Raw genomic sequence first — 19,355 nt, 5'->3', positions numbered from 1 at the left:
AAGACCCACTAGGACGCCCTCTGCAATGGCCACCGAAGTCAAAGTTCCGGTACTGCCCGAATCCGTATCCGATGCCACCATCGCCAGCTGGCACAAGAAAGCCGGCGACGCGGTCAAGCGCGACGAGAACCTGGTGGACCTGGAGACCGACAAGGTCGTATTGGAAGTGCCCTCCCCGGTCGACGGCGTGCTGAAGGAGATCAAGTTCGAGGCCGGCGCCACCGTGACCAGCTCGCAGATCCTGGCGATCATCGAGGAAGGCGCGACCGCCGCTGCGGCTCCGGCCGAGGCCAAGGTCGCCGACGCACCGAAGGCGGAAGCGCCGAAGGCCGCCGCTGCCGAAGCGCCGAAGGCGGCCAAGGTCGAGTCGGCCAAGGCCGCAGGCGACGTCTCCAGCCTGCCCCCGGGCGCGCGCTTCTCGGCGATCACCGAAGGCGTGGATCCGGCCCAGGTCGACGGCACCGGCCGCCGCGGCGCGGTGACCAAGGAAGACATCCTCAACTACGCCAAGAACGGCGGTGCCGGCAAGGCCGCCGGCGCGCGTCCGGAAGAGCGCGTGGCGATGACCCGCGTGCGCAAGCGCATCGCCGAGCGCCTGATGCAGTCGAAGAACTCGACCGCGATGCTGACCACCTTCAACGAGGTCAACCTGGCCAAGGTCTCGGCCGCGCGCAAGGAGCTGCAGGACGAGTTCCAGAAGGCCCACGGCATCAAGCTCGGCTTCATGAGCTTCTTCGTCAAGGCCGCCGCCAACGCGCTGCAGCGCTTCCCGCTGGTTAACGCCTCGATCGACGGCGAAGACATCATCTATCACGGCTACAGCGACATCTCGATCGCGGTCTCGACCGAGAAGGGCCTGGTCACGCCGGTGCTGCGCAACGTCGAGCGGCAGTCGTTCGCCGAGATCGAGAAGGGCATCGCCGACTACGCCAAGAAGGCGCGCGGCGGCAAGTTGAGCCTGGAAGAACTGCAGGGCGGCACCTTCACCGTGACCAACGGCGGCACCTTCGGCTCGCTGCTGTCGACCCCGATCATCAACCCGCCGCAGAGCGCGATTCTGGGCATGCACGCGATCAAGGAGCGTCCGATCGCCGAGAACGGCCAGGTCGTGATCGCGCCGATGATGTTCCTGGCGCTGTCCTACGACCACCGCATCATCGACGGCAAGGACTCGGTGCAGTTCCTGGTCGACATCAAGAACCAGCTGGAAAACCCGGGCCGGATGCTGTTCGGTCTGTAAGCGCCTGAAGCCCCTCTCCCACCGGGAGAGGGGTTGGGGTGAGGGTACGACCGCACTGGACATCGCCCAGCGCCCACCCTTCAAAGCACCCCCGCAGCTCGCTCCGCTCCGCCGCACCCTCATCCGGCGCTACGCGCCACCTTCTCCCGGCGGGAGAAGGGAAAGGCAAAGGAATCTGAAATGGCTGAAAACTTCGACGTCGTCGTCATCGGTGCCGGTCCGGCCGGTTATCACGCTGCAATCCGCGCCGCACAGCTGGGCATGAAGGTCGCCTGCATCGACGCGGCCCTGGGCAAGGACGGCAAGCCGGCGCTGGGCGGCACCTGCCTGCGCGTGGGCTGTATCCCGTCCAAGGCGCTGCTGGATTCCTCGCGCCAGTTCTGGAACATGGGCCACCTGTTCGGCGAGCACGGCATCAGCTTCAAGGACGCCAAGATCGACGTCGAGGCGATGGTCGGGCGCAAGGACAAGATCGTCAAACAGTTCACCGGCGGCATCGCGATGCTGTTCAAGGCGAACAAGATCACCCCGTACTACGGCTTCGGCGAGCTGCAGGCGGGCAATGTGGTCAAGGTCAAGCAACACGACGGCAGCGAGGTGGAGCTCAAGGGCACCAACGTGATCATCGCCGCCGGTTCGGATTCGATCGAACTGCCGTTCGCCAAGTTCGACGGCGCCACCATCGTCGACAACGTCGGCGCGCTCGACTTCGCCGAAGTGCCCAAGCGCCTGGCGGTGATCGGCGCCGGCGTGATCGGCCTGGAGCTGGGCAGCGTGTGGAAGCGCCTGGGCGCCGAGGTCACCATCCTCGAGGCGCTGCCGGACTTCCTGGCCCTGGCCGATGCCGAAGTGGCCAAGACCGCGCTGAAGGAATTCAAGAAGCAGGGCCTGGACATCAAGCTGGGTGCCAAGGTCTCCAAGACCGAGGTCACCGGCAAGGGCAAGAAGCAGGAAGTCGTCGTCACCTATACCGATGGCGAAGGCGAGAAGAGCCTGACCGTGGACAAGCTGCTGGTGGCCGTGGGCCGCCGTGCCGCGACCAAGGGCCTGCTGGCCGAAGGCACCGGGGTCAAGGTCAACGAGCGCGGCCAGATCGAGGTCGATGCGCATTGCCACACCGGCGTCGACGGCGTGTGGGCGATCGGCGACTGCGTGCGCGGGCCGATGCTGGCGCACAAGGGCTTCGAGGAAGGCATCGCGGTCGCCGAACTGATCGCCGGCCTGCCCGGCCACGTCAACTTCGACACCATTCCGTGGGTCATCTACACCGAGCCGGAAATCGCCTGGGTCGGCAAGACCGAGCAGCAGCTCAAGGCCGAGGACGTGCCGTACAAGACCGGCAGCTTCCCGTTCGCGGCGATCGGCCGCGCGGTGGCGATGGGCGAGCCGGCCGGCTTCGTCAAGGTCATCGCGCATGCCGAGACCGACCGCGTGCTCGGCTTGCACCTGGTCGGCGTCGGCGTCTCCGAGCTGGTCCACGAAGGCGTGCTGGCGATGGAGTTCAACGGCTCGGCCGACGACCTGGCGCGCATCTGCCACGCCCACCCGACCCTGTCCGAGGCGATCCACGACGCCGCGATGGCGGTGAGCAAGCGAGCCATCCACAAGGCCAATTGAGCCACCTAGGTGGCTCGTCGTTGCAGAAGGCTTCGTTTCGCGACGAAGCCTTCTTTCGTTTCCCAGTAAAGGAACCCCGCCATGGCAGTTCCAACCCACACCTCCCTCAGCGGCATTCTGTTCGTCGCCGCCGGCCTGATGTTCTTCGTCGCCGCCGCGTTCGGCAGGCAACTGGCCTTTGCCGGATGCGGCGCGATGTTCGTCGCGATCGGCGCGTCGTGGCTGCTGCGCGCCAAGACCAAAAAACAAGAACGGACACCGACTGAATGACCGACCTCTCGGTCGCATCGACGGAAAAAGCTCAATGAAATCGATCTGCGTTTATTGCGGTTCCAACGCCGGCAACAAACCCGCCTACGCCGAGCGCGCCACCGCGCTGGGCACGCGCATCGCCGAGCAGGGCCTGCGCCTGGTCTACGGCGGCGGTAACGTCGGCTTGATGGGCACCGTGGCCAACGCGGTGCTCGCCGCCGGCGGCCAGGTCACCGGGGTGATCCCCAAGCAGTTGGCCGACTGGGAAGTGGCGCACCGCGGTCTGACCGAACTGGAAATCGTCGGCTCGATGCACGAGCGCAAGTCGCGCATGTTCGACCTGTCCGACGGCTTCATCGCCCTGCCCGGCGGCTTCGGCACAATGGAAGAGATCTTCGAGATGCTGACCTGGCGCCAGCTCGGGATCGGCAACAAGCCCTGCGCGTTCCTGGACGTGGAAGAGTTCTACGCCCCGCTGATCGGCATGATCGACCGCATGGTCGCCGAACGCTTCCTGCACCCGGACCAGCGCGCCGACCTGTGGTACGGCAACGACATCGACACCATGCTGACCTGGATGCACGATTACACCCCGGCGCAGGCGTCGAAGTGGATCGACGAAAAACGCCGCAACGCGCTGCGCTGAAACCCACGACTCTTAAACAGCTGCACCCCAGGACGCGCGGCAACGAGCCCAGCATCCGCGGTAGAAGTTTCAGTCCCGAGAAGCCGCACATTCCGCCGTATGCGGACGACGTCTGTCGCGGCTGAAGCCGCTCCTACAGGGACTTCGGAGCACCGGTCGGTGCGCTGTGGACGGGCCTCAACCCCAACCCGACCGAATCGAAGCCTGCAGATTCCCCACTACGTTCGTCGCGACTGAAGTCGCTCCCACAAGGGGCTTCTGCCGGGCCAGTTGCTACAGCTGTCGTTGCTGTTGCTGTTGCTGCGCTGCTGCTCTTGCTGTTGCTTTTGATTTACCGGGTTCCCTTCCGCAGCGGCGGCCATGGCGGGGAAAAACCCGAAGGGCGGCGCACAAGGATGTGCGCCGTTCGCAGCAGGGGCAGGATGCCCCTTCCGCGAATCCCCGTCATGGACGCGGACCCGGAGCGCGCAGCGCGGAGGGCGCAGCGCGGAGGGCGCGAGGCAGGGCGCGCTTTCTTTTGGTTACTTTTCTTTGCGCGAGCAAAGAAAAGTGACTCGCGCCAAAGCGCGAAAGCTTTTGCTTCGGCTCTAAAGACCTTAAACAGCAGCAGAAACAAAGCATCCGTAACGGATAGACAGCGGCACTGTCCGCAGCGCATTAGCTTCAACACGCATGCCGAAGCAACCCAAGCCAAACCAACTACACGCACGCTAGCTCACAAGCTCGCAATCAATCATGCTGCGCAGGCCGCCCCAACAGATACCCCTGCCCGTAGTCGCAACCCAGCTCACGCAACGTATCCAACTGCTGCTCGGTCTCGATGCCTTCGCCAATGGTCTCGATGCCAAGCGTACTGGCCAACGCCAGAATGCTGCGCACCAGCGCATAGCTCCCCGCACCGCTTTCCCCATGCAACCCGGCAACGAAACTCTGATCGATCTTCAGCGCCGAAATCGGAAACCGGTGCAGATACGACAACGCCGAAAACCCCGTGCCGAAATCGTCCAACTGCGCCAAGACCCCGCGATCGCGCAGCGCCTGCAGGATCGTCAACGTGCGCGGCGCATCGTCGAGCAGCGCCACCTCCGTGATCTCCACCCGCAGCCGCCGCGGATCCGCGCCAGCGGTATCGATCAAACCGAACAGCCGATCGGTGAAATCCGGCGAACGGAAATGCCGCGGCGAGACGTTGACCGACACGTAGCCGGTGCCGCTTCGGGCCAGACGCTGGATCACCTGCGCGTACAGCAGCCAGTCCACCTGCTCGATCAGCCCGCTGTCCTCGCCCAGATCGATGAACTGGCTGGGCACCAGCAGTCCGCGGCTCTCGTGGCGCCAGCGCAGCAACGCCTCGTGGCCCACCACCTCGCCGTCGATCAAGCGCACGATCGGCTGGTAGAACGGCTCGAAGTCGCCGCTTTTGATCGCACGCCGCAGGTCCGCCTCCAGGTCCAGGCTGCGCAGCGCCGCCTCGCGCATCTCCTCGTCGAACACCGCGCAGCGATCCTGGGTCTGCGCCTTGGCCCGGTACATCGCCGCGTCCGCGTCGCGCAACAGCTCCTCGCCGCTGCGATAGCGCGGGTGCCAGGCGGCGATGCCCAGGCTGCCGGACGGAAACAGCTCGCGGCCGGCCACCCACATCGGCTGGCCGAGCACCCCGAGCAGGCGCTGCGCCAACTCGCGCACGCCTTCCAGCCCCTCTTCGCAGCTGACCAGGATCGCGAACTCGTCGCCGCCCAGGCGCGCGACCACATCGTCGCTGCGCAGCGTGGAGACGATGCGCTTGGCCACCTCCACCAGCATGTCGTCGCCGGCGGCGTGGCCGATGCTGTCGTTGACCAGCTTGAACCGGTCCAGGTCCAGGAACAGCACCGCGAACGCCATGCCGTCGCCGTTGCGCGCGCGGTTGATCGCTTCGCCGAGCCGGTCCAGCAGATGCGAGCGGTTGGGCAGGCCGGTCAGCGCATCGTGCAGCGCCTGATGGGTCAGCCGCTGCTCGGCACGCCAGCGCTCGGCGATCTGCGCCAGCAACTGCTGGTTGACCTCGGCCAGTTCGCGGGTGCGCTCGGCCACCCGCTGCTCCAGTTCGGCATGCGCCAGCCGCAGCCGTTCCTGCGCGCGCTGCCGCGCCAGGCCGCCGCCGACGTTGTGCGCGACGAAGGTCAGCAGGCGCTGGTCGTATTCGGTGAAACGCACCTGCGTGGTGTAGCTCTGCACCACGATCGCGCCGACCACCTCGCCCTCGTCGAACAGCGGCACGCCCAGCCAGCTGTGCGAGCGCGTGCCGTATTCCTGCACCTCGCCCTGCGCGACCAGCGCTTCGATTTCCGCCAGTTCCAGCAGCATCGGCCGGCGCTTGCGCATCACGTACTCGGTCAGGCCCCTGCCGCGCCGCCGCAGCGGACGCCGCGGGCTGTGCTCGTCCACCGAGTAGACGAACTCCAGCATCTTGGCGTCGTCGGACAGCAGCGCGATGTACAGATTGCGCGCATCGATCAGCCCGCCGACGATGGCATGCACCTCGGCGTAGAACTGCTGCAGGCTCTCCGAGCGGATCGCCAGCTCGGCGATGCGGAACAGGGCCAATTGCAGGGTCTCGGCGCGCTTGCGCTCCTGGATCTCGTCCTGCAGGTCGTGGTTGGCGCGCTGCAGTTCCTGGGTGCGCAACTGCACGCGCCGCTCCAGCTGCACCTGCGCATGACGCCGGTCCATCGCGGTCAGCACGTGCTGGGCGACGTACGCCAGCAGCGCGCGGTCGGCATCGGTGTAGTGCAGCGCACGGTCGTAGTTCTGCACCACGATCGCGCCGCAGACACGGCCCTCGCGCAGCATCGGCACGCCCAGCCAGTCCTTGCTGTCCGGGCCATGCAGGGCGTCGTAGCCCACCCGCAGGCGGTCGCGCACCTGCGGCGATGGCCCGCGCACTGCCTGGCCGTGGCGCAGCAGCGCGAAGGTCAGGCTGTTGGGCATGTCGCGTTGGTAGTACAGCCGTTCCGGATCGGCGACGAAATCGTCGTGCCGATCGGAGAAATACAGGAAACGCATGCTCTGCTGTTCTTCGTCGTACTCGACGATGTAGCAGTTCTCCGCATACATCAGCGAGTCCAGCACCGAATGCACGTGCTGCAGCATCTGCCACATTTCCAGATCCGCACCGGCCAGGTCGGCGATCTCGTACAACGCCTGCTGCAACTGCTTGGACTTCTCCAGGCCCTCGATGCGCGCACGCATCCGCTCGGCTTCCAGCAGCGCCAGGCCGAACGCGGCCGCCATCTCGCACCAGGCGGCGCGCTGCGGCTCGGACAGCGGCTGCTGCAGCCGGGCGGCCACGGCCACGCAGGCGCCGTCGGGCGTCTTCAGCACATGCAGCAAGGCGTCCGTAGGCGCCGGCACGGTCTCGGCGAGACAGCGCCGGACCAGCGTCGACAGCCATGCCGGCGCATCCGGCGTGGCGCCGAACAGGCGCCCGCCGACGGTGCCGTCGCCGCACGCGATGGCCACATCGCTACCGGGCGGCAGCAAGCCGCATAAGGCGACCGCGGTCTGCATGGAAGCGGGGCCGTCGGGGTGATCCTGGCGGTCGATCGCGGACGGCTCAAACAACATCGACAACAACTCCTGCATGACGCGGGACCTGCCCCACGCCTCCCCCTTAGACGCCAGCATACCTTTTACGTGAACAGGCGCACGCGCGATGACCCCATGCGCGCCGCTGGCGCGTTCACTGTCTACGATGCCTGCTGCCATGCCGCCCCCGCCCGCCGCCACAGCCCTCACGCCACGCTATGCGCCGGGCCGGCGAACGCTTAGGCTTGCCGCCGTGGATGCCCTGGTCGAAACGAGCGACGAAGCCCTGATGCTGGCCTATGCGGCCGGCGACGCCGGCGCGTTCGAAACCCTGTACGCGCGCCACCGCGGCCGCCTCTACCACTACCTGCTGCGCCAGCTGCGCGACGTGGCGCTGGCCGAGGAAATGTTCCAGGACGTGTGGCAGCGGGTCATCGCCGCACGCCAGGGCTGGCAACCGCAGGCCGCGTTCAGTACCTGGCTGCTGCGCATCGCCCACAATCGGCTCGGCGACCACTGGCGCGCGGCCAAGCACCGCCCGGCCGCGCCGGCCGATGCCGAACTGCGCACCGCCAGCGTGCCGGATCCGGATACCCCGGAGCGGCAGCTGTCCGCGTTCGAACAGCGGCGCCAGCTGCAACTGGCGCTCGACGACTTGCCGGAGGATCAACGCGAAGTGCTGCTGCTGCGCCTGGAACAGGAACTGAGCCTGGAGGAAATCGCACAGATCACCGGCGTCGGCCGCGAGACGGTCAAGTCGCGGCTGCGCTATGCGATGGACAAATTGCGCGCGAGGCTGGGCGGATGAGTGCCGACGAACCGCTGACGCCGGAAGAACGCGCCCTCGCCGAACGCCTGCGGCTAGGCCGGCAGGCGGCGCCGTCGGCGGCGCTTGACGCCGCGATCCTGGCTGCGGCGCGCGCCGCGGTGGCGCCTGCGCCGGTCGCGGCCTCGCCGTCGCACAGCGCCGATGCCGAGCCGGCGGCGGCAGCGGCACCCGTTGCGAGCGCAACCGCACCAGCACCAGCACCAGCACCAGCACCAGCGGACCATGCCCGTCCCGGCATAGCCCCCCAGCGCCGCGCGCGCTGGCAAGCCTGGACCGGACTGGCGGCATCGTTGACGCTGGCCGTCGGCATCGCCTGGCAGCTGCGCACGCCGACACCGCCGGTGGCCGCGCCGGTCGCTCCCGAAGCGGCCGCTCCTGCACCAGCCGCTTCCGAAGCGGCGGCCGACCAGGCCGCTGCCGCCCAGCCGGCCGATGCCGAAGACGCGGCGGCCGCGTCCGACACGGCACCCACGCCCACCGACATGCCGCCACCTCCGCCTTCGCCAGCATCCGTGCAGAAGCTGGCGCCGGCAGCGAACGACCTCGACTCGATGCGTGCCGCGCCCGCGCCATCGGCAGCATCCGCTGACGCCCCCGCTGCGGCCGAGCCGGCACCGATGGTGGCGCCGCCGCCTCCCGCGCCGGCCATGGTCTCGCCCCCTGCACCGCCTGCGCCGCCGGCCCCGGCAAAAGCGCTGACGCCTCCCGCGCCGGCACCGCAGGCGTTGGCGAAGCCGGCAGCGCGCGCGAGAGAGGCGAACGCCATGCAGCGCGAAGACCGGCGCATGCTGCAACAACGCAGCGAAGACCTCGCCGAGCGCGACGGCAGCGATGCGGCAAGCGCACAGGCACAGCAAGCGGAGGGATACGCCGCGCGCGTCGAAGGCAACCTCAGCGCAACGCCGGCACCGGCACCAGCCGCAATGCCGGCTGCGCCGATCGCAGCGGACACCGCACCGTTGGCGGCATCCGCGCGCGCCTCCGGCACCGATCCGGCGCTTGCGGCAGCGGCGCAGAACGATGCGCGCCTGTCGCCGCGACGCTGGCTGGCACGCATCCGCGAGCGCCGCGACGCCGGCGAGCAGGCCGCCGCGCGCGCCAGCCTGCAGCGCTTCCAACGCGAGCATCCGCACGCGCGCATCCCCGACGACCTGCGCGAGCTGCTCGGCGACTGACCCGCCTTCCGCCATCGGAGGCGATGCGCACCGCCGCCAGTGCGCGCGACGCCGCGGTCGTGCGCATCGCGGGCAACCGGCTGCGCGGCGCGCCGCCGAACCACAGTCAACCGCAGCTCGCCGCAGCGCCTCGACTAGAATGGCGCCGATGCCCGATACGCTTCCCCACCCCGTCAGCCACAGCGTGGACATCAAGCACAGTCGCTTTGTGGCGCAGGCGGCGCCGATCGCCGACGCCGGCGCGGCGCTGGCGTTCGTGCAGCGGGTCGCGGTAGCCGACGCCACCCACAACTGCTGGGCCTACCGCCACGGCGACGACTACCGTTCCAGCGACGACGGCGAACCAGCCGGCACCGCCGGCCGTCCGATCCTGGCGGCGATCGACGGCCAGGGCTTCGACCGCGTCGCGGTGGTGGTCACGCGTTGGTACGGCGGCATCAAGCTCGGTGCCGGCGGCCTGGTCCGCGCCTACGGCGGCACCGCCGCCGAGTGCCTGCGGCTGGCGCCGCGGCAGCCGCTGCTGGCCTTGAGCCTGATCACCCTGCACTGCGGTTTCGACGATCTGGGCACCGTCCATGCGGCGCTGAGCGCCTGTGCCGCCGAAAAACTCGATGAACGCTTCGACGCCGAAGGCGCCGAACTGCGCCTGCGCCTGCCCAGCGATCGCGTCGACGCCTTGAAAACGCGGCTGCGCGACGCCACTCGGAACAGGGTCCGCTGTTCGGAAACCTCCCCCGCATGAACGATCCGTCGGCCGACCAGGCCAAGTCGCTGCGCAAACTCGGCAGCCTGCGTACCCTGTGGCCGTTCGTGCAGCGCCAGCGCGGCCTGTTCGGCGCCTGGCTGCTGGCGCTGGCGGTGTCCTCCAGCGCGACGCTGAGCCTGCCGGTGGCGGTCCGGCAGATGATCGACCACGGCTTCAGCGACAGCAGCAGGATCAACCAGTCCTTCGCGCTGCTGTTCGCGGTGGCGGTGGTGCTGGCCATCGCCACCGCGCTGCGCTTCTACTTCGTGTCGCTGCTGGGCGAGAAGGTCGTCGCCGACCTGCGCGGGCGGCTGTATGCGCACCTGATCGGCCTGCACGCCGGCTTCCACGACCGCAACCGCAGCGGCGAACTGGTGTCGCGGCTGTCGGCCGACAGCGAACTGCTGCGCGGGGTGATCGGCAGCACCATGTCGGTGGCGCTGCGCAGCACGGTGACGGCGATCGGCAGCATCGTGATGCTGTTCGTGACCAGCCCGCACCTGGCCGCCTACGCGCTGCTCGGCATCCCGCTGGCGGTGTTGCCGATCGTGCTCGGCGCGCGCCGCCTGCAGAAGATCTCGCGCGCCAGCCAGGACCGCGTCGCCGACGCCAACACGCTGGCCGCCGAAACCCTGGGTGCGGTGCGCACGGTGCAGGCGCATGCGCGCGAGCCCTACGAGCGCGGCCGCTTCGGCCAGGCGCTTGCGCTGTCGGTGGACGTGGCGCGGCGCCGGGTGCGCGCGCAGGCGCTGATCACCGCAGTGGCGATCGTGCTGGTGTTCGGCGCGATCGTGCTGGTGCTGTGGTCCGGCGCGCACGAAGTGGCGGCAGGCGAGCTGAGCGCAGGCGCGCTCGGCCAGTTCGTGCTGTACGCGATGTTCGGCGGCGGCTCGGTGGCCTCGCTGGCCGAAGTCTGGAACGACCTGCAACGCGCGGCCGGCGGCATGGGCCGCATCGCCGAACTGTTCGCCGAACGCCCCGAGGTGCTGGCGCCGGCGCAGCCGCGCGCGCTGCCGCAGCCGCTGCGCGGCGAGGTACGCTTCGAGAACGTGGTGTTCCGCTATCCGCAGCGTCCCGACCACCCCGCGCTGGACGGCTTCGACCTGCACGTGCGGCCCGGCGAGAGCGTGGCCCTGGTCGGCCCCTCCGGCGCCGGCAAGAGCACCGTGCTGTCGCTGCTGCTGCGCTTCCACGATCCGCAATCGGGCGTCGTGCGAGTGGACGGCGCCGACCTGCGCGAGCTGGACCCGGCGCAGCTGCGCGCAGGCATCGGCCTGGTGCCGCAGCATCCGACCCTGTTCGCGGCCAGCGCCGCCGACAACATCCGCTACGGCCGGCTCGAGGCCAGCGATGCCGAGGTCGAGGCCGCGGCGCGCGCCGCCGAAGCCGACACCTTCATCGGCCAGTTGCCCGACGGCTACGCCAGCGAACTGGGCGAGCGCGGCGCGCGCCTGTCCGGCGGCCAGCAGCAGCGCATCGCCATCGCCCGCGCCCTGCTCAAGGACGCGCCGATCCTGCTGCTGGACGAAGCCACCAGCGCGCTGGATGCGCAGAGCGAATACGCCGTGCAGCAGGCATTGGAGAGGCTGATGGCCGGGCGTACCACGCTGGTGATCGCGCACCGGCTGGCGACAGTGCTCAAGGCCGACCGCATCGTGGTGATGGACCACGGCCGCATCGTCGCCCAGGGCACCCATGCCGAGCTGTTGGCGCAAGGCGGCCTGTACGCGGAACTGGCACGCCTGCAATTCATCGACTGAGCACGCCGCGCTAACACCGGCGGGACTACGGTCCCGCTGCGCCCCACGCAACGGCGGCGGCGCAAGGCGCCGGCAGCGTTTCCGGCGCAATCCAGTTCGATGAATCGCCTTCGACAGGAGACATGCCATGTCCTTTCGCCAACTGCCCGCCCTCGGCCCCGATGGCGAGGCCTATCTAATCACCGAGTTCCAGGACGAAGCCCAGCATCAGCAGCAGGCTCAGCACGACGCGCCATCCACGCCGGCGCTGCGCTACGAACTGGCCGACGGGCGCAAACTGATCCGCCGTGGCCAGCAGTTCACCACCACCGGAGGCGAACTGACCCTCACCGCGGTGTGACGCGCGCGCTGCCGCGCAGCGACGACGAGCGGCAGTGCGATCTGTCCGCCCCATGTGCGGTGCGCGCGACGGCCAGTGGTCAATTATTGACCAAGCCTCTTGACACGCCCGCCCAGCAAGGCGCGCAGACACTTATCCACATGTTTGCGCGCATTCCATCCACACTTCCTGTGGATGAAGCGCAGCTGCGGCAACCGGGTGTTCCCTGCCCTCTTGTAGGAGCGGCTTCAGCCGCGACCGGAACTACCTGGACGCGGACATGCATGCGCAACGCGCTAGCCGCCGACCACAAGCAATCGCTTGATCGGCAATGCCTGTCGCGGCTGAAGCCGCTCCTACAGGTTGGCCGTCTGCGTCGGGCTAGCGCGGCAATACCCGGCCGATGCCGCTGGCGTCGATCTCCGCTGCCGCGGCGTCCAATGCCGTCGCCACGATAGCCGGATCCAAGCCGATGGATTGCGACAGCCAGATGTTCCCTGCCTCTTGTAGGAGCGGCTTCAGCCGCGACCGGAACTACCTGGACACGGACATGCATGCGCAACGCGCTAGCCGCCGACCACAACCAATCGCTTGATCGGTAATGCCTGTCGCGGCTGAAGCCGCTCCTACAGGTTGGCGGTCTGCGTCGGGCTAGCGCGGCAACACCCGGCCGATGCCGCTGGCGTCGATCTCCGCTGCCGCGGCGTCCAATGCCGTCGCCACGGTGGCCGGATCGAAGCCGATGCGGAAATGCAGTTCGCCGGCCGGCGTGCGCGAGGAATGGATCGAGGCCAGGCTGACGCCGTGGCGCTCGAACACGTACAACAAGGTCCGCAGCGAGCCGGCACGGTCCTCGGGCAGATAGACGCTGAGCGTGAGCTGCTCGGTCAGGTCCGCGAGCAGATAACCGACGCGCTCGTAACTGTAGTTGCCGTGCGCGATCGCCGCCTCGCCCAGCGCCTGGCGATTGGCGTCGAGGAAATCGGCGCGGAACTGCGCGCGCGCCGCATCGTCACCGCGACCGACCTGGTCGCGCAGCCGCGACAGTTGCGCGATCAAGCCGTCGAGCACGCCGCCGACATGCGGGTTGCCGAACTGGATGTCTTCGTAGATCGCCGGATTCAACGCCAGGATGCGCGCGATGATCGCGGTATCCAGTTCGAACGAGGCCGAACGGTACGGCATCAGCGCCTCCAGCGATCCCAGCGTCGGCGCGTGCTCACGCAACACGCCGGCCTGCGCCAGATGGCTGGCGTGCACCATCGCCTGCACCAGTGCCATCACCCGGTCGTGGTGATCGGGCGTGCTGCGCACGCATTCGGCTTCCAGCGCCGTGCACAGCTGCTGCAGCCACGCGCTCCAGCGCGACAACCGCGCTTCGCACACCACCAGCACGCGGCCTTTGAGCGTGGGCGACTTCGGCGGCGCGGTCATCGGATGCAGACCGGCCACCTCCGCCTGCGAGGCCAGCATCGCCGCCACCGGTTCGCGCTTGACCGAGGTCACGTCCAGCCATAGCTGATCGCGTTCGCGCCCGGCGGCGCGGCGCACATAGTCGCCGATCAGCGCCGGCGTGTGCCGGATCGGCGCGGAGAAGATCAGCACCTGCGCGCGCTGCAGCAAGGCATCGGGATCCAGCGACTGCGGATCGGCCGGATCGTGGCCGACCACCTCCAGTTGCATGCGCTCGCGGAAGAATCGGCTCAGCCAGCGGCCATAGGCGCCGGCGCTGCCGACGATGCCGACGACCGGGCGCAGGCTCACGCCAGGCGCTCGACGGCGAAGCGCAGCGGCGTGGCCAGCGCCGCCGGCGCGGCGGCGAGCACGTCCAGTTCCTCGTAGCCGCTGGCCAAGGTCGCTTCCAGCGCCGCATGCACGCCGGCGATGGCACGGCCGATCGCCAGCTCGAACGCGTCGCCGCGCAACAGGAACGCGACCAGCAGCGCCATCAGCACGTCGCCGGTGCCGGCCACGTCCACCGGCAACAGCGGCGAGCACCAGCGGTAGACCGCCTCGCGGCTCACCGCCAGGGTCACCAGCTGACCTGCATCGCCGCTGACGCTGTGCGCCAACACCCACTGCGGCCCGCGCGCCAGCAGCACGCGCGACGCAGCGATGGCATCGTCTTGGGCCAGCGCCGGCAAGCCGGTCAGGCGGCCGAGTTCGAACGCGTTCGGGGTGACCAGCCAGGCATGCGGCAACAGCCGTTCGGCGAACACCGTCTCCAGGCCCGGCTCGACATAGGGCCCGGTATGCGTATCGCCGATCACCGGATCCAGGCAATAGCGCAGCGACGGGCACTGCGGCAGCGTGGAGTCGAGCCAGTCGGCGAACGCAGTGCCGTTGCCGACGCTGCCGAAATAGCCGGACACCAGCATCCGCGCACGCTGCGGCAGGCCGCGCTCGCTGGCGCCGAGCAGCAGGTCGGCGAACCAGTCCGACGGCAGCACCTTGCCGCGCAAGGTGTCGTAGAACGGCGCATTGCTCAGCAAGGTGGTCGGAATTTCCGCCACGCGCAGGCCCAGCGCGCGCAGCGGCACCGCCGCCGCGCTGTTGCCGGCATGGCCGTAGACCAGTTGCGACTGCACCGAGATCACGTCGATCGGCGAAGGCCCGTCCGGACGCTGGCGGCGGCCGTGGAGGAGATGGCTGGCAGTGGATGCGTTCATCAGCACATTCTAGGCCGCGGCAATCGATGGCGGAGTACGCCCCGCTCACGGGTTGCGCAGGAACACCACGTAGCCGCGGAACCACGGATTGTCCTGCAGGCCCCGCGGCGGCTGCCAGTCGCCGCCCTGCAGCAGGCCGATGCGGAACGGCACCTGCAACCTGTCCAGCCTGGCGACATAGATGGGATAGTCGGGAATCACCGCGCGTCCCTGGTAGATCTGCAGCACCACCTCGTCGACCACGCCGCGCAATCCGGCCAACGTCTCGGCGCGGCCGTTGACGCTCCAGTCCAGCAGGCCGGTGATGCCGAGCTGGTAGTCGGCCGGCAAGCGCCCGCGCAAGGTGCGCAGGAACGCCACGTACTGCTCGAGGTGGCGGGTCCCGGCGTCGAAATCGATCTGCAGGCCGGCCACGTCGTTGCCGGCCGCGCGCCAACGCTGCAACTGCAGCAGCACCGCGTCGAACAATGCCGGCGTCCAGTCGATGCGCTCCACCCGCAACACCATCCATACCTGGCAGTGGCGCAGTTGCGGCAACGCGGCGCGTTGCGCGACCAATCTTGCCGGCGCGTCGGCGTCCAGCGGCACCTCGGCCTGCAGCAGGTACACGCGGCGCGCGTTGGCCAGCACCGGTTGCGGCCGCACCCCGGCCCACAACCAGAACGCATCGTAGCGGCGCGCCTCCACCGGCGCGGCGTTGGCCGCGCCCATCGTCAGGCACAGCGCCAACAGCACGGCGCAGCGCACGCGCATGGCGCCGCTCACCAGTAGTACTTCAGGTCCTGCGCCCAGGTCGAGGACGGGAATTCCCGTTTCAGGCGCTGGAACCAACGCTTGCGCTCGGCCACCGGCACGTCCTTGCCGCCGCAATCGTTGTTTCCGCTGGGCGCATAGCACTGGATGGCGCGGTACAGCGCATAGGCCCTGTCGTTGGCAGGCACGTTCGCAGCATCGATGACGCGTTGGTAGACCGGCAAACGGAAATACGCAGCGCCGGGAAATTGCGAAGGCGCTCCGCCAAGCTCGGCGGCCGGCGGTGGCCAGTTGATCGGCAAGTCATCCCAGTTCATGACCCGGACCAACTCGGCCACGCACAACTGCGCATGGGCGTCGGCGGGGGCAGCGGCCAGGGTCTTGGCGACCGCCTCGATCGCCGGGCATGCATCCTCGCCCTGCTCGAATGTGCCGGAGAACACCGCCAGCGGTGGCGACGACTGCGGCAACCAGTAAGGCCCGCGCCGGGGCTCGCTGCTGTCGAGCGGCACGTCGGCGAGCAGCACGCGATCCTGCAGGAACGCCTTGGACTGGCCACGCGAAAGTTCCTTGTACAGCAGCACGAAGCCGGCCAGTTCGCGTTCGTGCGCCGGCACGCTCGGCGCCAGCGCGTGGCGGCGCAGCAGATCGGCACCGGCGGCATAGATCAGCAGCTGGTCGCGGATGGACTGGTTGACGATCGGAGAATCCGCGGCGAACACCTGGTCGAGCGCACGGTCGCGCTCCAGGCGCCGCGCCAGCGCCAGCTGCACCAGCGGTTGCTGCACCCCAGGCTCGGCGCTGCCGAGCAGGCGCCGCCAGTAGGCCGCCAACTCCGGCGCACCGCTGTCCTCCAGCGCCAAGCCCTTGAGCATGGCCGTGGCGAAGGCCACGCTGCCGCGCCTGCTTCCGCCCTGGCCCGTCTCCAGCAGGCGCAGCGCCTGCGTCGGCGACCCGGCCACGTAATACTGGTAGCTGGACAGCAACAGCGCGAACAGCTCCGGTTCGTCGGCGAAGTGCGGCCGCTGCGCCTGCAGCGCGTCCAGCGACAGTCCCTGACCATTGCTGCCATCGCCCGCGCGCATCGCCTTGAGATCGGCCACCGCCAGCAGCAGCGGCGTGGTCAGCGTCGCAGGATCGACGCTACCCAGCAGCTTGTTGTCGATTTCCTGGGCCAGCTCCGGGTCGGACAGGCCGCGCTGCGCGGCAGGCAGTCGCAGCAGCCGCTCGTATTCGGCTGCCAGTTTCCCGGTGTCGCCGCCGAGCCAGTACAGCCGCCGCATCAATCCACGCGCCGAAGCCGCATAGCGCCCCTGCGGATAGTCGTGCAAGTACTGCGCGAACGCCTGCTCGGCGCGCGCCAGCGCGGCCTTGTCGAACTGCATCGGCTCGCGCTGCACGCCGTATTCGTCGAAGCCATCGACCTGCGCCGCATTGAGCGCCACCCGCCCCGACATGTAGCGCGCCGTCTCCCTGACCCAGGGGTCGGCCGCCTTGGCCAGCGCGTCGAAGCCATGCGCCGACGCGTCGAAGGTGCCGGCGTAGAACGCGCTGGCGGCCTGCAGGTACTGCGCGAATTCCCTGCCTGCGGCCGACGACACGCCGTCCGGCGCAGCGATTTGCTGGTCCGGACACTGCGCCGGCCGCGCCTGGGCCAAGTGCGCTTTTTCCGCCGCCGGCACGCGCGCGTTCGCGTTCAGCGCGTCGTTGAACGCGCTGACGCCGCGCGCATTGCTGTTGCAGCGGTTCGCCTCGCCATCGAGCGCACCCTCCACGGCAGCGGCCTGATCGGCCGCCGGCGCTTGCAGCGCCTGGACCGCCGCCTCCCAGGTGAACGCCGGTTCGAGCGGGCTGGCAGGCGCCACCGCCGGCGCTCCGCCATGGCGCATCAACAGCAGCAGATTGACCCGGGTGTCGCTGCCCGGCGCCAGCGCGACGGTGTTCTGGCATCCGCTGTAGTCGCCGAAATCCAGCAGCAGGCTGGAGTCGCAACCGGCATCGGAACTGGCGAACGCGGGTGCGGCAAAGCAAGCGCACAGCAGCAGCGCGGCAAGGCGGGCAACAACGGAACGGCCGATCTGCATGGCGGGCTCTGCAAGCGAGATGCGCCGCGATCGGCGTAGCGGCATGTTCGCATGCCGGACCGCGCCACGGACGGTGACGCGGCGCAAAGGGCGCACGCTAGCGATGCGCGCAAGCGCGGCCGCGCCGGCAGTGCACCGGCGCTGCCATGCTGAAAGGATAAAAAGGTCACCCGGTCCCCATAACCCCTCACCCCCGGCGGGTGCGCTCACGCCGTAGTTCAAGGGCTGAGATTGGGGATGCGGGATTGAAGATTCGTAACAGCAACACCGCGGCGTCCCCTCCCGCAACCGGCATTCGATTCGCAGGCAATCGATCGCAATCCCGAAAACCGAAAAGGCACGTACCGGGCTCTCGCCCTGCACATGCCTCTTCCATCGGTCCACACAATCTCGACCGCCGCTCTGGACCCGCCGTTGCGAATCCCCAATCCCCAATCCCGGCTCTACGACGTCATCCGGTCCCAGAACCCCTTCACCCCGTCGATGAAGGTCGCCGACTTCGGCGAGTGCTTGCGCGCGTCCTCGCCGGTGAAAGTGGATTCGAACTGCTCCAGCAGCTTGCGCTGGTCGGCGGTCAGATTGACCGGGGTTTCCACCACCACGCGGCAGTACAGGTCGCCTTCGCTGCGGCTGCGCACCGAACGCACGCCCTTGCCGCGCAAGCGGAACAGCTTGCCGGTCTGGGTCTCGGCCGGAATGCGGATCTCCGCCTCGCCGCCCAGCGTGGCCACGCGCACGGTGTCGCCGAGCGCGGCCTGGGAAATGCGGATCGGCACTTCGCAGTGCAGGTCGTCGCCGTCGCGCTGGAAGATCGCGTGCTCGCGCACCCGCACTTCCACATACAGATCGCCAGGCGGCGTGCCGGCCGGACCGGCCTCGCCTTCGCCGGACAGGCGGATGCGGTCGCCGTTGTCCACGCCCGGCGGGATCTTCACCGACAGCACCTTGGTTTCCTCGACGCGCCCGGCGCCGTGGCAGGTGCCGCACGGATTCTGCACGATCTGGCCGCGCCCGGCGCAATGCGGGCAGCTCTGCTGCATCGCGAAGATGCCGCGCTGGATCCGCACCTGACCGCGCCCCTGGCAGGTCGTACAGGTCTCGACCTTGCCGTCTTCCGAACCGCTGCCATGGCAGTGTTCGCATTCGCCCAGGGTCGGAATCTCGATGCGGCGCTCGATCCCGGCCACCGCCTCTTCCAGATCCAGTTCCAGCACGTAGCCGATATCGGCGCCGCGCCGCGCCGCACGGCCGCCACCGCCGCCGGCACCACCGAAGATGTTGCCGAAGATGTCGCCGAAGATGTCGCCCATGTCCGGGCCGCCGGGACCGCCACCGCCGCCCATCCCACCCATGCCGTGCTCGAATGCGGCATGGCCGTGCGCGTCGTACATGCGCCGCTTGTTGCCGTCGGACAGGACTTCGTAGGCTTCCTTGCATTCCTTGAACGCGGCTTCGGCGGCTTGGTCGCCCGGGTTGCGGTCAGGGTGGTGCTTCATCGCGCAACGGCGATAGGCCTTCTTCAGCTCGTCGTCGTTGGCGGTACGGGCCACGCCCAGCACTTCGTAGTAGTCGCGTTTGCTCATAGGGCGGAGATTGGGGATTCGAAATTCGGGATTCGTGTAAAGCAAAAGCGGAGAGCGCTAACTCGTCCGCTTTTGCGAGCGCTACGGACAGGGTATCGGGAACAGGAAGCCGACAG

15 protein-coding genes are annotated in these 19,355 nt (G+C 68.8%); 9 read left to right on the top strand and 6 right to left on the bottom strand.

Annotated features, from left to right (window positions below):
- The first annotated feature begins 25 nt into the window (after positions 1–25).
- The 4 genes from sucB to HEP74_RS09300 all read left to right on the top strand — a co-directional run bounded on the left by sucB (position 26) and on the right by HEP74_RS09300 (position 3,755).
- Complete coding sequence (sucB, locus tag HEP74_RS09315; protein WP_185816186.1) at positions 26–1,240, top strand: dihydrolipoyllysine-residue succinyltransferase; 1,215 nt, start codon at positions 26–28, stop codon at positions 1,238–1,240.
- A gap of 180 nt (positions 1,241–1,420) precedes the next feature.
- Positions 1,421–2,857, top strand: coding sequence for a dihydrolipoyl dehydrogenase (gene lpdA / locus HEP74_RS09310; protein ID WP_185816185.1), 1,437 nt, complete (start codon positions 1,421–1,423; stop codon positions 2,855–2,857).
- A gap of 81 nt (positions 2,858–2,938) precedes the next feature.
- Entirely contained in the window at positions 2,939–3,127 is a 189-nt protein-coding gene (locus tag HEP74_RS09305; RefSeq protein WP_185816184.1) for a hypothetical protein, read from the top strand.
- A 34-nt stretch (positions 3,128–3,161) separates the two neighbouring features.
- The gene (locus tag HEP74_RS09300; RefSeq protein WP_185816183.1) at positions 3,162–3,755 is read left to right on the top strand and encodes an LOG family protein; all 594 of its coding nucleotides are present in this window, start codon (positions 3,162–3,164) and stop codon (positions 3,753–3,755) included.
- A 729-nt stretch (positions 3,756–4,484) separates the two neighbouring features.
- Here the strand turns inward: HEP74_RS09300 and HEP74_RS09295 are convergent.
- Positions 4,485–7,361 (bottom strand): bifunctional diguanylate cyclase/phosphodiesterase, encoded by a 2,877-nt coding sequence (locus HEP74_RS09295; protein WP_185816182.1) that lies wholly within the window; start codon positions 7,359–7,361, stop codon positions 4,485–4,487.
- Between the two features lie 214 nt (positions 7,362–7,575).
- Between HEP74_RS09295 and HEP74_RS09290 the strand changes: the two genes are divergently transcribed.
- From HEP74_RS09290 to HEP74_RS09270, 5 genes are all read left to right on the top strand, one after another.
- A complete protein-coding gene (locus HEP74_RS09290) occupies positions 7,576–8,130 on the top strand; it encodes an RNA polymerase sigma factor (protein WP_053841824.1) in 555 nt (184 codons plus the stop codon).
- Positions 8,127–9,326 carry a hypothetical protein gene (locus HEP74_RS09285; protein ID WP_185816181.1) on the top strand — a complete coding sequence of 400 codons (1,200 nt, stop codon included), beginning with the start codon at positions 8,127–8,129 and terminating at the stop codon, positions 9,324–9,326. The genes HEP74_RS09290 and HEP74_RS09285 overlap by 4 nt, the downstream gene beginning before the upstream one ends.
- A 148-nt stretch (positions 9,327–9,474) precedes the next feature.
- Positions 9,475–10,068: an IMPACT family protein gene (locus HEP74_RS09280; protein ID WP_185816180.1), complete on the top strand. Its 594-nt coding sequence runs from the start codon at positions 9,475–9,477 to the stop codon at positions 10,066–10,068.
- Positions 10,065–11,831: an ABC transporter transmembrane domain-containing protein gene (locus tag HEP74_RS09275; protein WP_185816179.1), complete on the top strand. Its 1,767-nt coding sequence runs from the start codon at positions 10,065–10,067 to the stop codon at positions 11,829–11,831. Before HEP74_RS09280 ends, HEP74_RS09275 begins: the two co-directional genes overlap by 4 nt.
- A 127-nt stretch (positions 11,832–11,958) precedes the next feature.
- Positions 11,959–12,171, top strand: coding sequence for a hypothetical protein (locus HEP74_RS09270; protein ID WP_185816178.1), 213 nt, complete (start codon positions 11,959–11,961; stop codon positions 12,169–12,171).
- 630 nt (positions 12,172–12,801) lie between these two features.
- Here HEP74_RS09270 and HEP74_RS09265 read toward each other — a convergent pair.
- From HEP74_RS09265 to dnaJ, 5 genes are all read right to left on the bottom strand, one after another.
- Positions 12,802–13,914, bottom strand: a complete 1,113-nt coding sequence (locus HEP74_RS09265) for a prephenate dehydrogenase (protein ID WP_185816177.1) — start codon at positions 13,912–13,914, stop codon at positions 12,802–12,804.
- A complete protein-coding gene (gene pdxY, locus HEP74_RS09260; protein ID WP_185816176.1) occupies positions 13,911–14,819 on the bottom strand; it encodes a pyridoxal kinase in 909 nt (302 codons plus the stop codon). The genes HEP74_RS09265 and pdxY overlap by 4 nt, the downstream gene beginning before the upstream one ends.
- Before the next feature lie 45 nt (positions 14,820–14,864).
- A complete protein-coding gene (locus tag HEP74_RS09255; RefSeq protein ID WP_221893176.1) occupies positions 14,865–15,584 on the bottom strand; it encodes a DUF3142 domain-containing protein in 720 nt (239 codons plus the stop codon).
- Entirely contained in the window at positions 15,581–17,656 is a 2,076-nt protein-coding gene (locus HEP74_RS09250) for a PA5441 family protein (RefSeq protein ID WP_185816175.1), read from the bottom strand. Before HEP74_RS09250 ends, HEP74_RS09255 begins: the two co-directional genes overlap by 4 nt.
- A gap of 443 nt (positions 17,657–18,099) precedes the next feature.
- A complete protein-coding gene (dnaJ, locus tag HEP74_RS09245) occupies positions 18,100–19,239 on the bottom strand; it encodes a molecular chaperone DnaJ (protein WP_185816174.1) in 1,140 nt (379 codons plus the stop codon).
- Positions 19,240–19,355: the final 116 nt, after the last annotated feature.

Source organism: Xanthomonas sp. SS, from assembly GCF_014236835.1.
GTDB lineage: Bacteria > Pseudomonadota > Gammaproteobacteria > Xanthomonadales > Xanthomonadaceae > Xanthomonas_A.
This window is presented reverse-complemented; position numbering and strand designations above follow the sequence as displayed.

Bases quoted from the DNA above. Each gene is read 5' to 3' on its own strand.
- sucB (WP_185816186.1), top strand. From the start codon at position 26: ATGGCCACCGAAGTCAAAGTTCCGGTACTGCCCGAATCCGTATCCGAT.
- lpdA (WP_185816185.1), top strand. From the start codon at position 1,421: ATGGCTGAAAACTTCGACGTCGTCGTCATCGGTGCCGGTCCGGCCGGT.
- HEP74_RS09305 (WP_185816184.1), top strand. From the start codon at position 2,939: ATGGCAGTTCCAACCCACACCTCCCTCAGCGGCATTCTGTTCGTCGCC.
- HEP74_RS09300 (WP_185816183.1), top strand. From the start codon at position 3,162: ATGAAATCGATCTGCGTTTATTGCGGTTCCAACGCCGGCAACAAACCC.
- HEP74_RS09295 (WP_185816182.1), bottom strand. From the start codon at position 7,361: ATGTTGTTTGAGCCGTCCGCGATCGACCGCCAGGATCACCCCGACGGC.
- HEP74_RS09285 (WP_185816181.1), top strand. From the start codon at position 8,127: ATGAGTGCCGACGAACCGCTGACGCCGGAAGAACGCGCCCTCGCCGAA.
- HEP74_RS09280 (WP_185816180.1), top strand. From the start codon at position 9,475: ATGCCCGATACGCTTCCCCACCCCGTCAGCCACAGCGTGGACATCAAG.
- HEP74_RS09275 (WP_185816179.1), top strand. From the start codon at position 10,065: ATGAACGATCCGTCGGCCGACCAGGCCAAGTCGCTGCGCAAACTCGGC.
- HEP74_RS09270 (WP_185816178.1), top strand. From the start codon at position 11,959: ATGTCCTTTCGCCAACTGCCCGCCCTCGGCCCCGATGGCGAGGCCTAT.
- pdxY (WP_185816176.1), bottom strand. From the start codon at position 14,819: ATGAACGCATCCACTGCCAGCCATCTCCTCCACGGCCGCCGCCAGCGT.
- HEP74_RS09250 (WP_185816175.1), bottom strand. From the start codon at position 17,656: ATGCAGATCGGCCGTTCCGTTGTTGCCCGCCTTGCCGCGCTGCTGCTG.
- dnaJ (WP_185816174.1), bottom strand. From the start codon at position 19,239: ATGAGCAAACGCGACTACTACGAAGTGCTGGGCGTGGCCCGTACCGCC.